General features: G+C 66.2%; 17 protein-coding genes. 5 read left to right on the forward strand and 12 right to left on the reverse strand.

Translation table 11 applies throughout. From position 1 onward, the window contains the following. Positions 1-95: 95 nt before the first annotated feature. Complete coding sequence (locus ACSHZY_RS04050) at positions 96-815, forward strand: NYN domain-containing protein (protein WP_435165785.1); 720 nt, start codon at positions 96-98, stop codon at positions 813-815. Positions 816-818: 3 nt separating this feature from the next. Here the strand turns inward: ACSHZY_RS04050 and dapE are convergent, their stop codons facing one another. The 4 genes from dapE to dapD form a co-directional block, all read right to left on the reverse strand. Next, the gene (dapE, locus tag ACSHZY_RS04055; RefSeq protein WP_435165788.1) at positions 819-1,958 is read right to left on the reverse strand and encodes a succinyl-diaminopimelate desuccinylase; all 1,140 of its coding nucleotides are present in this window, start codon (positions 1,956-1,958) and stop codon (positions 819-821) included. 4 nt (positions 1,959-1,962) lie between these two features. Beyond that, entirely contained in the window at positions 1,963-2,283 is a 321-nt protein-coding gene (locus ACSHZY_RS04060) for a hypothetical protein (RefSeq protein WP_435165791.1), read from the reverse strand. A 126-nt stretch (positions 2,284-2,409) separates the two neighbouring features. Next, a complete protein-coding gene (locus ACSHZY_RS04065) occupies positions 2,410-2,664 on the reverse strand; it encodes a GlsB/YeaQ/YmgE family stress response membrane protein (protein ID WP_435165794.1) in 255 nt (84 codons plus the stop codon). A 68-nt stretch (positions 2,665-2,732) separates the two neighbouring features. After that, entirely contained in the window at positions 2,733-3,560 is an 828-nt protein-coding gene (dapD, locus tag ACSHZY_RS04070; protein ID WP_435165797.1) for a 2,3,4,5-tetrahydropyridine-2,6-dicarboxylate N-succinyltransferase, read from the reverse strand. A 75-nt stretch (positions 3,561-3,635) separates the two neighbouring features. Here dapD and ACSHZY_RS04075 point away from each other — a divergent pair, with 75 nt between their 5' ends. Continuing rightward, positions 3,636-4,475, forward strand: coding sequence for a TIGR00730 family Rossman fold protein (locus tag ACSHZY_RS04075; RefSeq protein WP_435165800.1), 840 nt, complete (start codon positions 3,636-3,638; stop codon positions 4,473-4,475). On the opposite strand, the gene ACSHZY_RS04080 is transcribed toward ACSHZY_RS04075, so the two are convergent. From ACSHZY_RS04080 to ACSHZY_RS04090, 3 genes are all read right to left on the reverse strand, one after another. Beyond that, positions 4,472-4,687 carry a DUF2945 domain-containing protein gene (locus ACSHZY_RS04080; RefSeq protein WP_435165803.1) on the reverse strand — a complete coding sequence of 72 codons (216 nt, stop codon included), beginning with the start codon at positions 4,685-4,687 and terminating at the stop codon, positions 4,472-4,474. The genes ACSHZY_RS04075 and ACSHZY_RS04080 overlap by 4 nt on opposite strands. Before the next feature lie 49 nt (positions 4,688-4,736). Beyond that, positions 4,737-5,915 carry a 23S rRNA (adenine(2503)-C(2))-methyltransferase RlmN gene (rlmN, locus tag ACSHZY_RS04085; RefSeq protein ID WP_435166910.1) on the reverse strand — a complete coding sequence of 393 codons (1,179 nt, stop codon included), beginning with the start codon at positions 5,913-5,915 and terminating at the stop codon, positions 4,737-4,739. Between the two features lie 119 nt (positions 5,916-6,034). Next, on the reverse strand, positions 6,035-6,559 hold the full coding sequence (locus ACSHZY_RS04090; protein WP_435165806.1) for an invasion associated locus B family protein: 525 nt from the start codon (positions 6,557-6,559) through the stop codon (positions 6,035-6,037). 153 nt (positions 6,560-6,712) lie between these two features. Here ACSHZY_RS04090 and ACSHZY_RS04095 point away from each other — a divergent pair, with 153 nt between their 5' ends. Next, complete coding sequence (locus ACSHZY_RS04095; protein WP_435165809.1) at positions 6,713-7,708, forward strand: asparaginase; 996 nt, start codon at positions 6,713-6,715, stop codon at positions 7,706-7,708. Between the two features lie 31 nt (positions 7,709-7,739). Then, the gene (locus tag ACSHZY_RS04100; protein ID WP_435165812.1) at positions 7,740-8,075 is read left to right on the forward strand and encodes a DUF2794 domain-containing protein; all 336 of its coding nucleotides are present in this window, start codon (positions 7,740-7,742) and stop codon (positions 8,073-8,075) included. Here ACSHZY_RS04100 and ACSHZY_RS04105 read toward each other — a convergent pair. Genes ACSHZY_RS04105 through ACSHZY_RS04115 form a run of 3 tightly spaced genes read right to left on the reverse strand, consistent with a single transcriptional unit; the run spans position 8,072 to position 10,682 of the window. After that, positions 8,072-8,881, reverse strand: a complete 810-nt coding sequence (locus ACSHZY_RS04105) for an NlpC/P60 family protein (protein WP_435165815.1) — start codon at positions 8,879-8,881, stop codon at positions 8,072-8,074. The two genes, ACSHZY_RS04100 and ACSHZY_RS04105, sit on opposite strands and share 4 nt — an antisense overlap. A 1-nt stretch (position 8,882) precedes the next feature. Further along, the gene (locus ACSHZY_RS04110; protein WP_435165818.1) at positions 8,883-10,250 is read right to left on the reverse strand and encodes a leucyl aminopeptidase family protein; all 1,368 of its coding nucleotides are present in this window, start codon (positions 10,248-10,250) and stop codon (positions 8,883-8,885) included. A 60-nt stretch (positions 10,251-10,310) separates the two neighbouring features. Then, the gene (locus ACSHZY_RS04115) at positions 10,311-10,682 is read right to left on the reverse strand and encodes a hypothetical protein (RefSeq protein ID WP_435165821.1); all 372 of its coding nucleotides are present in this window, start codon (positions 10,680-10,682) and stop codon (positions 10,311-10,313) included. 136 nt (positions 10,683-10,818) lie between these two features. On the opposite strand from ACSHZY_RS04115, the gene ACSHZY_RS04120 reads away from it, so the two are divergent. Next, complete coding sequence (locus ACSHZY_RS04120) at positions 10,819-11,466, forward strand: carbonic anhydrase (RefSeq protein WP_435165824.1); 648 nt, start codon at positions 10,819-10,821, stop codon at positions 11,464-11,466. Here ACSHZY_RS04120 and ACSHZY_RS04125 read toward each other — a convergent pair whose 3' ends face one another. Beyond that, positions 11,467-11,769, reverse strand: a complete 303-nt coding sequence (locus ACSHZY_RS04125) for a TM2 domain-containing protein (RefSeq protein WP_435165827.1) — start codon at positions 11,767-11,769, stop codon at positions 11,467-11,469. 86 nt (positions 11,770-11,855) lie between these two features. Then, positions 11,856-12,878 carry an aspartate-semialdehyde dehydrogenase gene (locus ACSHZY_RS04130; protein ID WP_435165830.1) on the reverse strand — a complete coding sequence of 341 codons (1,023 nt, stop codon included), beginning with the start codon at positions 12,876-12,878 and terminating at the stop codon, positions 11,856-11,858. Between the last annotated feature and the right edge of the window lie 26 nt (positions 12,879-12,904).

Genomic DNA, 12,904 nt, shown 5'->3' on the forward strand with positions numbered 1-12,904 from the left:
CCTATGCGCAAGAAGCTAGTGCGGGCGCTGGCGTCGGCCACAGGCTCTGCTACAACAGCCAAAGCGCTGCGACAACAGCCAAAAGAGGAGCCCTCATGGACAGCCGCACCCCCCGCCTTTGCGTCCTGATCGACGCCGACAACGTGCCTGCCCATTACGCCGAGGCGATCTTCGAGGAGATCGCGTCGCTGGGGGAGGCGTCGGTCCGGCGCATCTATGGCGACTGGTCCGCCCTGCGCCTGAAGAACTGGGCTGAAAAGGTCGCGCATCTGGGGCTGGTGGCCGACCAGCAGTTCTCCAACACGCGGGGAAAGAACGCGTCCGACATCGGGCTGGTGATCGCGGCCATGGACTTCCTCCATTCGGGCCTGTTCGACGGGTTCGTGCTGGTCAGTTCGGACAGCGACTTCACCCGGCTGGCCGCGCGGGTGCGCGAACAAGGGCTGGACGTCTATGGCATCGGCGAAAAGAAGACGCCCGAAGCCTTCCGCATGGCCTGCAAGCGGTTCATCTACGTGGAAAATCTGACCGCGCGGGAAGAGCCGGCGGAACCCGAGGCCCCTGTCGCCCCCCGTTCCACGAAAGAGGCGCCGGCCAATGCGATCCCCCTGATCGCCGCCGCGATGCGCGCCATCGACCCGGAAGGGGAGTGGTATTCGCTGGGCCAGATCGGCCAGTACATCACGCAGGCCAATCCCGATTTCGACACCCGCACCTATGGCGCCGCGAAGCTGTCGGACCTGATCCGCAAGGTCAGCCGGTTCGAGGTGGTGCTGGGCGAGGGCGGGCAGCTTCTGGCCCGCGACCTCGCCTGATCCTCAGGCGAAGTAGTCGCCCAGAATGCGGGTGTAGATGTCCTTCAGCTGCGTGATGTCGTCCACCCGCACCCGTTCGTCCACCGCGTGCATCCGGTGACCGACCAGCCCGAATTCCACTACGGCGCAGTGATCCTTCACGAACCGCGCGTCCGACGTCCCGCCCGAGGTGGAGGCTTCGGGCACACGCCCCGTCTGCGTCTGCACGGCCCCCGCCACCAGCCGCGTCAGATCGCCGGGCGGCGTGACGAAGCTGTCGCCGTTGATCTTGGACGACAGGGTGATGACCACGCCCGTCTCCGCCTCGATCCTGGCGGCTTCGGCGGCCAGATGCGCGATCAGGCTTTGGCCGGTGTGGATGTCGTTGAAGCGGATGTTCACCGTCGCCTGCGCCTCGGCCGGAACGACGTTGGAAGCGGGGTTGCCCACGTCGAAGGTCACCGTTGCCAGCGTCGTCGCGTCGAAATGGTCGTTGCCCTGATCCAGCGGAGTTTCCTCCAGCCGCGCGATCAGGCGGGCCAAGGCGGCGACGGGGTTCTTCGTGCGGTGCAGATAGGCGGAATGGCCCTGCACGCCCTTGGCCGTGAACTTCACGGTGACGGAACCGCGACGCCCGATCTTCATGATGTCGCCCATCTCGGCAACCGAGGTCGGCTCGCCCACAAGGCAGACGTCCATCTTCTCGCCGTGTTCGGCCATCCAGTCGAGGATCGCGACCGTACCATGTTCGGCGTCCGCCTCCTCGTCCCCCGTCAGGGTCAGGATGATCGCGCCGTCCGGCGGCGTGGCTTGGACGAAATCCACGGCGGCGGCGGCAAAGGCCGCCACGCCCGATTTCATGTCGGTGGATCCGCGCCCGTACAGCCACCCATCTTCGATCACAGCGCCAAAGGGATCGTGCGTCCAGTCCGCGACATTGCCCACCGGCACCACGTCCACATGGCCGTTGAAGCCGAAGGTGCGGTTCGCGCCCGGCCGGCCCCAGCGGGCGAACAGGTTGGAGATGCCGCCACGGTCCACGCGCGTGCAGTCGAAGCCGGCCTCGGACAGAACGCGTTCCATCAGGACCAGCGCGCCCCCTTCGTTCGGGGTGACGGAGGGGCAGCGGACCAGTTCGGCGGTCAGGGCAACGGGATCGGTCATGGCATCACTCGTAGAAAGGGGTCATCTGGGCGACGATGACGGAGTTCTCGGCCAGCGCCCGCTCCATCAGCTCGCGCTCCTCGTCGTCGATCTCGTCGCCGTTCTTCAGCCGCTCCTCCAGCGTGCCGTAGCCGGACACGTCCAGCGGGGCCAGATCGGCCTGCTTCAGGATCGCGACCGTTTCGCGCACGGCCTCCGCCTCGTCCACGCCCGAGGCGTAGCAGATCAGGCCCGCGCCGGTGGCCTTGTCGGGCAGGCCATCGCCGGGCTTGCGCCCCACTTCGATGGCCAAGGTGTAAACCTGTTGGGGACGCTTCTCGCTCATGGACCATTCCCTGCCGTGTTCGTTCGGGTGTGGCAGGTTCGGGGGCGCTTCGCAAGATCGGGGGGGCGGTCATGAAAAAGGGCGGTCCGAAGACCGCCCCGTTCCTCGTTACATGTTGCGAAACACTCAGGTCTTGCGGCGCAGCAGACGGCCCAGGGCGATCAGGATGCAGGCACCGATCACGCCGACCAGCAGCTGGCCCAGAACGCCGGCCGTCGTCCAGCCGACAAGGTTCACGAGGATGAAGTTCATCAGAACCGCACCCAGGATGCCTAGGATGATGTTCATCAGCAGACCGTGGTCGGTCTTCATCAGCTTTTCAGCGATCCAACCCGCGATCGCACCCACGATGATCGCGCCAATCCAACCCAAACCAGCCATGTTTCTGTTCCCCTTAAAATATTGACTTCGCAGGGGCAACGCGGGGAACAGAAGCGGGGTTCCGCCGATCAGTCGCGCAAAAGCTCGTTGATGGATGTTTTGGAACGGGTTTTCGCGTCCACCTTCTTCACGATGACGGCGCAGTACAGGTGCACCCCGTTCTTCGACGGCAGCGAGCCGGACACGACCACCGATCCGGCCGGCACTTCGCCGTAGCTCACCTCGCCCGTTTCGCGGTCCAGGATCTTGGTCGACTGGCCCAGGTAGACGCCCATGCCCAGAACGGACCCTTCGCGCACGATCACGCCTTCCACCACCTCGGAGCGGGCGCCGATGAAGCAGTGGTCCTCGATGATGGTGGGGCCGGCCTGCATGGGTTCCAGCACGCCGCCGATGCCGACGCCGCCCGACAGATGGACGTTCTTGCCGATCTGCGCGCAGGATCCGACGGTGGCCCAGGTGTCGACCATCGTGCCTTCGCCCACATGGGCGCCAAGGTTCACGAAGGAAGGCATCAGCACCACGCCCTTGGCGATGAAGGCCGACCGGCGGACGACGGCGTTCGGCACGGCGCGGAAGCCGGCGGCACGCCATTCACCCTCGCCCCAACCCGCGAACTTACTATCCACCTTGTCCCACCAGCCGCCGCCCTGCGGGCCGCCCGACTGCATTTCCATGTCCTTCAGCCGGAAACCCAGAAGCACGGCCTTCTTGGCCCACTGGTTCACGTGCCAGTCGCCGTTGTCGCGCTTTTCGGCCACGCGCAGGGTGCCTGCGTCCAGCGCCGAAAGCGTCGCCTCGATCGCGTCGCGGGTTTCGCCGGTGGTGGCGGGGGTGATCGTGTCGCGGGCGTCCCACGCGGCTTCGATGGCGGTTTCCAGCGCGGCGTTCAACATGGGGCGGTCCTTTCCATTGGGGTTGGAACGGCTATAAACGTGGGGGGCATGCCCCGCAATCGCGAAGGACGGCAGATGAACGAAGAGACCCGCAAGCACCCGCTGCGCCACTCGGAACAGGACCTCGAAACCGCAGACCGCGTGCCGGACACTCCGCAAAGCCGATCGCCCGCCTATCGCCTGGCCTTTGCCGATCAGGATTTCCTGACGCGGGAAGAACTGCGCCCGATCCGCCTGCAGCTGGAACTGCTGAAGGTCCAGATGTCGCTGGACGAGGAGGGGGTGGACAGCACCATCGTCCTGTTCGGCGGGGCGCGCATTCCCGAACCCGCGAAGAAGGACACCGCCCGCACCCCGGCGTTGGCCGAACTGTCGCATTTCTATGACGAGGCGCGTCGCTTCGCCCACCTGATGACCGAACGCTGCATGGCAGATGGCGGCCGCACCGGCGTCATCTGCACCGGCGGCGGCCCCGGTGTGATGGAGGCGGGCAACCGTGGCGCCGAGGAGGCGGGCGGCCGGTCGGTCGGGCTGAACATCGTGCTGCCGTTCGAGCAGGCGCCGAACCCCTACGTGACGCCCGAACTCTCGTTCAACTTCCATTATTTCGCGCTGCGGAAGATGCACTTCCTGATGCGGGCCGAAGCGCTCTGCGTCTTCCCCGGCGGCTTCGGCACCATGGACGAGATGTTCGAGACGCTGACCCTGATCCAGACCCGCCGGATGAAGCGCATCCCGGTTCTGCTGTTCGGCCGCGCCTTCTGGGATTCGATCATCAACTGGGCGGCGCTGGAAGCCTCGGGCACCATCTCCTCCACGGATCTGGAGCTGTTCCAGTATGTGGAAACGGCCGAGGAGGCGGTGGCGGCGCTGGACGCGTGGCAGCCGCCGCCCCTTGGCCCGCTGGTCCGTTAGGCCTTCGACAGTTCGGATTCCAGCTTCAGCACCTTGGTCCCGTCTTCCTGCGTCAGCAGGTAGGCGGGACGCTCTTTCGTGCCCTTGCGGGTGACCTTCTTGCCCTTCAGCGTCCGCTGGACCTTGCGGGTGAACACTTCGGTCACCTTGGCTTCGGCCGTGCTGCTGCCCCAGTTCCATTGGACCGGGTCGCCCTTGTGAAATTGTGCCATCCGAATCTCCCTTTCGCAGGTGAACCGCGAAAGGGCGCTGGCGTTCCCGTCAGACGCCGGCTTCGGCGGCGATCTGCGCGCGGGACTTGCGTTCCCGCTCCGTCGCGGACTTCAGCTGGCCGCAGGCGGCCATGATGTCTTCGCCCCGCGGCTTGCGGATCGGCGAGGCGTAGCCCGCCTGATAGATGATGTCCGCGAACTTCGCGATCCGGTCCGCGTCCGACCGCTGATAGGCGCTGCCCGGCCATTCGTTGAACGGGATCAGGTTGATCTTGGCCGGAATGCCCGCGATCAGCTTGACCAGCCGCCGTGCGTCGGCGTCCGTGTCGTTCACGTCCTTCAGCATCACGTATTCGAAGGTGATGCGTTCGGAATTCGACAGGCGGGGGTATTCGCGCAGCGCCTCAAGCAGCGTCTGGATGTTCCAGCGCTTGTTGATCGGCACCAGCTTGTCGCGCACCTCGTCGGTGGTGGCGTGGAAGCTGATGGCCAGAAGGCAGCCGATCTCCTCGGCGGTCTTGGCGATTTCCGGCACCACGCCCGAGGTGGAGAGCGTGATCCGGCGGCGCGACAGGGTCAGCCCCTCGCCGTCCATCACGACCTTCATCGCGTCGCGGACGTTGTCGAAGTTGTAGAGCGGTTCGCCCATGCCCATCAGAACGAGGTTCGACACAAGACGCGTTTCATCCTGGGGTGCGCCCTGTTCGGGCCATTCGCCCAGATCGTCACGCGCCAGCATCAGCTGGCCCACGATCTCGCCGGCCGTCAGGTTGCGGACCAATTTTTGGGTGCCCGTGTGGCAGAAGGAACAGGTCAGCGTGCAGCCCACCTGGCTGGACACGCACAGGGTGCCGCGGCCTTCCTCGGGGATGTAGACGGTTTCCACCTCGTGCCCGCCGGCGATGCGGACCAGGTATTTCCGCGTGCCATCGGCCGAGATCTGGCGGCTGACCACCTCGGGGATGACGATCTCGAAATGCTCCGCCAGTTTCAGGCGGTAGTCTTTCGCAAGGTTGGTCATCGCCGCGAAATCGCGCACGCCCCAGTGATACAGCCACTGCCACACCTGACCCACGCGCATCTTCGCCTGCTTTTCCGGGGTCCCCATCTCCACCAGCGCGGCGTGAAGCTGCGGGCGGGTCAGGCCGATGATGTTCGTCTTGCCGCCTTCCGGCAGCTTGCGCGGAATGGTCAGCACGTCCTGCGTGATGGGGGCGGTGGCGTTCATGGCGTCCTCGGGGCGGGGGCGTGATGTGGGGAAGGCCGTCATATAAGCGATCCCGACGAAAATTTAAATGCAAAAACGCCCCGACATGATGCCGGGGCGCCTTGCATGTGCCGCATGGCTTACTTGCAGCGGTTCTCGGCTTCCGTCATCGCGGCCGAGAAGCCCATGAGGGAGAAGGTGTCCTGCGTCCGCGTGTCGCGGGCCGAACGCGCAGTCAGCACCGCCTCGGACCCGGCCTTCATCGCGGCCAGGATCGTGGCGTCCGCCGCCTTGTCCGACGGCCAGGCCCATTCGCCGTCCGTGGCCATGGAATAGGTCTTGCCATTGATCGCCATGTCCACGGTCGATCCGCTGGCAAAGGTATAGCCGCCCGTAAAGGACACTTCACCGGCCGAGCCTGCGCCGGGGCGGAAGGTCACGAACAGCAGGATGTCGCCGCGCGACACCTGGGCGGGCTTGCCATCCTTCGTGTTCACGGTGTTTTTCGGGCTGGAAACGCCCCAGCATTCCTTGGGGCTGTTCTCGGTGAACACGCTCCAGTCGGTCTTCGTCGCCACGCGGTTCGTAGATTCCTGGGCGAACGCACCCATCCCCACAAGGGACAGCATGGCGGCGCCGATCAGGCGCGTGGTCAAAGGTTTCATGTCCAGCCTCTCTGCTTCGGCCCGGCCTGCCGCCTGCGTGCGCTTTTCTGTGGCGCGGGCCTGTCCAACTCGATTACCGTTCTTACCGTGAAACCTGCGCGAATTCAAAGGCCATCTGCCCCTGAATCGCGCATCTGTGAGAGGGATGCGGCCATGACGGCACCGGTGGCGATGGCCGAGCTTTGGCGCGGAGGGATGCTGGAAAGCGTCCACACGGGGCACGCCGTGATCTGCGGCCCCGGTGGCCGGATCGTGGAGTCGTGGGGCGATCCGGAGACGGTGATCTTCCCCCGGTCCTCCAGCAAGATGCTTCAGGCGCTGCCCTTGGTGGAATCGGGCGCCGCCGAAGCCTTCGGCCTGACCGAGGCGCAGCTGGCGCTGGCCTGCGCCAGCCATTCGGGATCGTCGCAGCACGTGCGGATGGTCGAACGGTGGCTGGCCGATCTGGGCACGGATCACCACGCCCTGCGCTGCGGCAGCCACATGCCCGGTGACATCGCCGAACGCGACCGCCTGATCCGCGCCGAGGAGGAGCCTTGCCCGCTGCACAACAACTGTTCCGGCAAGCATGCGGGGTTCCTGACGCTGAACCACCATCTGGGCGGCGACAGCGAGTATGTGGAGATCGACCACCCCGTGCAGCGCGCCGTGAAGGCCGCGTTCGAGGATCTGACGGAAGAAACCTCCACCGGTTACGGGATCGACGGATGCTCGGCCCCGAACTTCACCACCTCGGTGCAGGGGCTGGCGCGGGCGATGGCCTTCTTCGCCGAGGCGACGGACGGGGGCAACGCGCGCGAACGGGCTGCCCACCAGCTGACCCGTGCCATGGCCGCGCATCCCGAACTGATCGCGGGCGAAGGGCGCGCGGACACCGAACTGATGCGCGCCATGAACGGCGTCGCGATGAAGGTCGGCGCCGAGGCGGTCTATGTCGCGATCCTGCCCGAACAGCGTCTGGGCGTGGCGCTGAAGATCACCGATGGCAGCGTGCGCGCGGCCGAAGCGGCGATCGCCCGCATCCTGGTAAGTCTGGGGGTTCTGGACTACGACCATCCGGCCACGCGCAAGCGGCTGGACACGGTGCAGACGAATTGGCGCGGGTTGGAAACCGGTCTCTTCCGCACGTCGGGGGGCTTTGCGGCTTGAAACCGCGGGCGTTCATCGCAACATCAGACGAATGGACGCCCCGATCCCGTTTTCGCCGCACATCCCCGAACAGGTCAACTTCGACCGCAGGGAACTGAACACCATCCTTTCGGTCTATGGCCGCATGGTGGCGATGGGCGAATGGCGCGATTACGGCATCTCCTCGTTGCGGGAACTGGCCGTGTTTTCGGTCTTCCGGCGGACGGCGGAACATCCGCTCTACCGGATCGAGAAGCGTCCGAAGATGCGCCAGCGTCAGGGCATGTATTCCGTCGTGGGGATGGACGGCCAGATCCTGCGCCGGGGGCACGATCTGGCGCAGGTGCTGCGGGTCCTTGAAAAGAAGACGATCCGCGTGATCGACTAGGGCCGGCGGCGCGCCACCAGCGGGAAACCTGCAGCGGCGATGCGCGCGATGGCGGCCTCCGTCTCCTCCATCACGACGCACATGAAGGCGCCGGTCGCATGGATGATGCGACGTTCGTCCATGGCCATCGCGACATGGCCCTTCCAGAACAGAAGATCACCCCGTTGCAGCGGACCCTCAACATCCGTTCCCAACGCCTGCTGCTGGTCGCTGTCGCCGGGGCAGGGCCGTCCGCAGGCGAGCTGAGAGATCTGGACAAGGCCCGAACAGTCGATCCCGTCCCGGCTGTTGCCGCCCCACAGATAGGGTGTGCCCAGAAAGCGTTCCGCCACCGCCACGGGATCGGCCATCCATTCGCCCAAGGGGCGCAGATGCGCGGCCCAGATGAAGCCTTTCGTGGTTTCCGCCCAGCCGTCCTGTTCGCCCAGGACGGTCAGGCGGGCGCCCATGGTCAACGCCTCGATCGCGCGGGCGCGGACCTTCGGTTCGGGGTAAAGATGGCTGGCCGGGAAGGCGAGCCAGTGCGTCTGCGGCAGGGCCGGTTCCAGCGCGGTGGCGGGCAGCCAGCCGCAATAGCCGTCCTTGTCCGACATGCCGAAGGCGAAGTGGCTGTCGCGGTCGATCACGGTGAAGCCGTCGCCCATCACCATCTGCCGTTCGCGTGCGCCTTGCGGTGCGGCCAGAAGGTCAACGAGGGCGACAGACACCTGCCGCGCCTCGCCCTTGGTGAAACGGGGGGCGTCGATCAGGCCCTTCAAGGATTCATGCGCGACGGCGCGGGTGGCGGGGGTGCTGCGGCGGTCCATGTCAGATTCCCAGCAGGTCGGGCAAGGCCTGCAGGATCGCGCGCGCGCCCTGACCCACGCCCCCCTTGGGACGTCCGGGCGCGTCGGCGGGCTGGTGGCCGTAGATATCGAAGTGCACGTAACGGTCGCCCGCGAAGCGGCGCAGGAACAGTGCGGCCGTGATGGCCCCCGCCATGCCGCCCGCCGGCGCGTTGTCCAGATCGGCGATGCCGGGTTCGATCATCGCCTCGTACGGCTCCCAGAAGGGCAGGCGCCAGACCGGATCGCGCACCTGCGCCGCCGCCGCGTCCAGTGCCGAAGACACGCCCGCGTCATCGGTGAAATAGGGCGCAAGGTCCGGCCCCACAGCCACCCGCGCGGCCCCCGTCAGCGTCGCCATGGAGATGGTGAGATCCGCCCCTTCCTCGGCCGCGTAGGCCAGCGCGTCGGCCAGCACCAGCCGCCCCTCGGCGTCGGTGTTGTTGACCTCCACCGTCAGGCCCTTGCGCGAGGTGAGGATATCCTTGGGCCGGAAAGCGCGCCCCGACACGGCGTTTTCCACCGCCGGGATCAGCACACGCAGGCGGATCGGCAGCTTCAGCGCCATGATCGCATGCGCCAGCCCCAGCACGGTGGCCGCCCCGCCCATGTCCTTCTTCATCAGCAGCATCGAGGCCGAGGGCTTGATGTCCAGCCCGCCCGTGTCGAAACAGACGCCCTTGCCCACCAGCGTCAGCGTGGGGCCGGCCGAGCCCCAGCGCATGTCCAGCAGGCGCGGCGCGCGTTCGGACCCGTGGCCCACGGCGTGGATCATGGGGAAGCCGTTGCGCAGATCGTCGCCCTGCGTCACCGCCAGCATCGCGCCATGACGGCGGGCGAGGGCGGCGGTCGCGGCCTCCAGTTCCTCGGGACCCATGTCGCTGGCGGGGGTGTTGATCAGGTCGCGGGTCAGCCATTCGCCTTCGGCCACCGGTACCAGATATTCGGACCCTTCGGGAAGCTTCAGGCGGGCGCCGGGTGTGGGCTGATCGCGGTAACGGGTGAAGCGGTAGGCGCCCAGAAGGAAAGCCAGAACCGCCTCGTCCCGCTCCGCCTCGCTCAGCTCGCCCTCCAGATGCCAGTCGCCTTCGGGCAGGCGGGCGGCGGGGGCCAGTGCAAAGCGGGTGCGGAGGCGCTGGGCGGCCGTGCCGTGTCCGATCACCGCACCCGTCGGCGCGCCATCCGCGCCTGGCAGCAGGCGCAGGTCGCCCGAGGCGGCGGCAAAGCCCGTGCCGCGCAACCATGCGCCCACATGGGCGGGCTGGCCCGACATCCACGCCTCCAGCGCCTCGGGGCGGACGACGAACAGCGGGCGCGAAGGGGCGCCGGCGGGGGACAAGGGCAGGATCATGGAAGGCTCCGAACAGTCGTGGCGGGCGGAGGGTAGCCGCTTGGACCGCAGCCGCAACCCCTAGCGCGACCGGGCCAGCAGATCGCGGCGCGGGTCCAGCGCCGCCTCGGTCATCCGCTTGAGGCGTGCCCAAAGGGCGGGCAAGGCCGGATGCCCGGCCTCCTCGGCCACCTGATCTGCCGTTTGCCTAAGCGAGATCAGGCCCAGATCCTGCGCCATTCCGGCGATCTTCCGCGCATGTCGCGGCAGGTCCGCGCGATTTCCGGCTGCCACAAGATCGTCCGTCAGGGTGACTTCAAGGGCCAGCGCGGTGAGCGACGCCCGCAAAAACCGCGATGCCTCGAAGCCTTTCCTGCGGTAGATGTCCACAATGGGGGCAGGGTCGCAGAACAGGCGGCACGGCGGGATCAGGGTGTGAATCGTGGCGGTCATGCGAAGTCCTTCCGGGGGCCTGCGACATCACGTGCCCCTTTTGACAAACGAACCATGTTCCCACATGAGGGGTTCCGTGCAAAATAGTCGCGATATCCAAAGGACTTGTGCCTGAAGACGCGCAAAAGGAGATTTGATGAAGGACTCACGCCCCCTTCCGCATTACCTGATCCAACGCTACCACGGCTGGCGCGCCACCACCTATGCCGCCAACCGTGCCTGGTACCGCCGCCTGGCCGGCGAGGGTCAGCACCCGCGCGCGATGGTCATCGCCTGCTGCGACAGCCGCGTGGACGTGGCCCAGATCTTCGGCGCCGACTCGGGTGAGCTGTTCATCCACCGCAACGTCGCGAACCTCGTGCCGCCCTATGATCCCGATGGTGATTATCACGGCACCTCCGCCGCGATCGAATACGCGGTGACGGCGCTGAAGGTGGCGCATCTGGTCGTGCTGGGCCATTCCAGCTGCGGCGGCGTGAAGGGCTGCCACGACATGTGCGAAGGCCGCGCGCCGGAACTGGAAGCCTCCACCTCGTTCGTCGGGCGCTGGATGGACATCCTGCGGCCGGGCTATGAACGGGTAAAGGAAGCCCAGCCCGCCGATCCCCTGCGTGCGCTGGAAAACGAGGCGGTTCTGACCAGCCTCGACAACCTGATGACCTTCCCCTTCGTGCGCGACGCGGTGGCCGAAGGCGTGCTGAGCCTGCACGGCTGCTGGAACGACATCGGCGAAGGCGGGCTGGAGCATTACGACTGGCGCGAACGGGCGTTCACGCCGGTCTGATCAGCGCGACATCTCCGCCGTCAGGCGGGCGCGCAGCCTGTTCTTGTCCCCGGCGATCATGCCGGGGATGAGGAACGCATCCACCACCCACCACAGCAGCGCCATGAGCGAGCTGACACCCATGGTCACCACCCCCAGCAGCATCAGCGCCAGCAGGGCCAGACCGGTTTTCAGGTGGCCCAGATAGAAGCGGTGCACCCCGAACGTGCCCAGGAAGAACCACAGAAGATAGGCCGCACCGGGCGACTTCGCCTCGTTCGTGATGCGCTGTTCGATGAGGATCTGTTGCTGGGTGTCGAGCATGGGGCGTCCTTTCGCGGTTGAACGGGTTCTGGACGCCGCCGGGCCTTGGCGCAATGGAAAAAGGCGCCCTGCGGGGCGCCTGATCCTCAGCCTTTCTTCAGGCAGCGCTTGCCCAGCACTTCCGCGATCTGCACCGCGTTCAGGGCGGCGCCCTTGCGCAGGTTGTCCGACACGCACCAGAGGTTCAGGCCGTTGTCGATCGTCGAGTCCTGACGGATGCGCGAGATGTAGGTCGCGTATTCGCCCACGCATTCGATCGGCGTGATGTAGCCGCCGGCCTCGCGCTTGTCGACGACCAGGATGCCGGGGGCTTCGCGCAGGATGTCGCGGGCCTCATGCTCGTCCAGGAAATCCTCGAACTCGATGTTGATCGATTCCGAATGGCCCACGAAGACGGGCACGCGCACGCAGGTGGCGGTCACGCGGATGTCCTTGTCGAGGATCTTCTTCGTTTCCGCGACCATCTTCCATTCTTCCTTGGTCGAACCGTCGTCCAGGAAGACATCGATGTGCGGGATCACGTTGAAGGCGATCTGCTTGGAGAACTTGGACGCGGCGACTTCCTGACCGGGGACGTAGATGCCCTTGGTCTGGTTCCACAGCTCGTCGATGCCCTCTTTTCCGGCGCCCGACACGGACTGGTAGGTGGACACGACGACCCGCTTGATCTTCGCGCGGTCGTGCAGCGGCTTCAGCGCCACGACCATCTGCGCGGTCGAACAGTTCGGGTTCGCGATGATCATCTTCTTGGTGTAGCCGTCGACCGCTTCCGCGTTCACTTCCGGCACGACCAGCGGCACCGCCGGGTCGTAGCGGTACAGCGAGGAGTTGTCGATCACGACACAGCCCGAGGCGGCGGCCTTCGGCGCGTAGATCTTCGTGGCGTCCGAACCCACGGCAAACAGGGCGATGTCCCAGCCGGTGAAATCGAAGGTGTCGAGGTCCTTGGTCTTCAGTGTCTTTTCGCCAAAGCTGACCTCGGTGCCAATGGACTTGCGCGACGCCAGCGCCACGATGTCGTCAATCGGAAACTCGCGCTCGGCGAGGATGTTCAGCATTTCGCGACCCACGTTGCCCGTGGCACCCGCGACGACGACCCTGTAGCCCACGATGGACCTCCTTTTCGTCTGAGAGG

This window comes from Falsirhodobacter sp. 1013, from assembly GCF_051195255.1.
Classification (GTDB): Bacteria; Pseudomonadota; Alphaproteobacteria; order Rhodobacterales; family Rhodobacteraceae; genus Falsirhodobacter.

Excerpts from the sequence above, each read along its gene's own strand:
- ACSHZY_RS04095 (WP_435165809.1), top strand. The coding sequence starts at position 6,713 with ATGACGGCACCGGTGGCGATGGCCGAGCTTTGGCGCGGAGGGATGCTG.
- dapE (WP_435165788.1), bottom strand. The coding sequence starts at position 1,958 with ATGACCGATCCCGTTGCCCTGACCGCCGAACTGGTCCGCTGCCCCTCC.
- ACSHZY_RS04065 (WP_435165794.1), bottom strand. The coding sequence starts at position 2,664 with ATGGCTGGTTTGGGTTGGATTGGCGCGATCATCGTGGGTGCGATCGCG.
- ACSHZY_RS04125 (WP_435165827.1), bottom strand. The coding sequence starts at position 11,769 with ATGCTCGACACCCAGCAACAGATCCTCATCGAACAGCGCATCACGAAC.
- ACSHZY_RS04080 (WP_435165803.1), bottom strand. The coding sequence starts at position 4,687 with ATGGCACAATTTCACAAGGGCGACCCGGTCCAATGGAACTGGGGCAGC.
- ACSHZY_RS04100 (WP_435165812.1), top strand. The coding sequence starts at position 7,740 with ATGGACGCCCCGATCCCGTTTTCGCCGCACATCCCCGAACAGGTCAAC.
- ACSHZY_RS04120 (WP_435165824.1), top strand. The coding sequence starts at position 10,819 with ATGAAGGACTCACGCCCCCTTCCGCATTACCTGATCCAACGCTACCAC.
- ACSHZY_RS04110 (WP_435165818.1), bottom strand. The coding sequence starts at position 10,250 with ATGATCCTGCCCTTGTCCCCCGCCGGCGCCCCTTCGCGCCCGCTGTTC.
- ACSHZY_RS04060 (WP_435165791.1), bottom strand. The coding sequence starts at position 2,283 with ATGAGCGAGAAGCGTCCCCAACAGGTTTACACCTTGGCCATCGAAGTG.
- ACSHZY_RS04075 (WP_435165800.1), top strand. The coding sequence starts at position 3,636 with ATGAACGAAGAGACCCGCAAGCACCCGCTGCGCCACTCGGAACAGGAC.
- ACSHZY_RS04050 (WP_435165785.1), top strand. The coding sequence starts at position 96 with ATGGACAGCCGCACCCCCCGCCTTTGCGTCCTGATCGACGCCGACAAC.
- ACSHZY_RS04105 (WP_435165815.1), bottom strand. The coding sequence starts at position 8,881 with ATGGACCGCCGCAGCACCCCCGCCACCCGCGCCGTCGCGCATGAATCC.
- dapD (WP_435165797.1), bottom strand. The coding sequence starts at position 3,560 with ATGTTGAACGCCGCGCTGGAAACCGCCATCGAAGCCGCGTGGGACGCC.
- rlmN (WP_435166910.1), bottom strand. The coding sequence starts at position 5,915 with ATGAACGCCACCGCCCCCATCACGCAGGACGTGCTGACCATTCCGCGC.
- ACSHZY_RS04090 (WP_435165806.1), bottom strand. The coding sequence starts at position 6,559 with ATGAAACCTTTGACCACGCGCCTGATCGGCGCCGCCATGCTGTCCCTT.
- ACSHZY_RS04115 (WP_435165821.1), bottom strand. The coding sequence starts at position 10,682 with ATGACCGCCACGATTCACACCCTGATCCCGCCGTGCCGCCTGTTCTGC.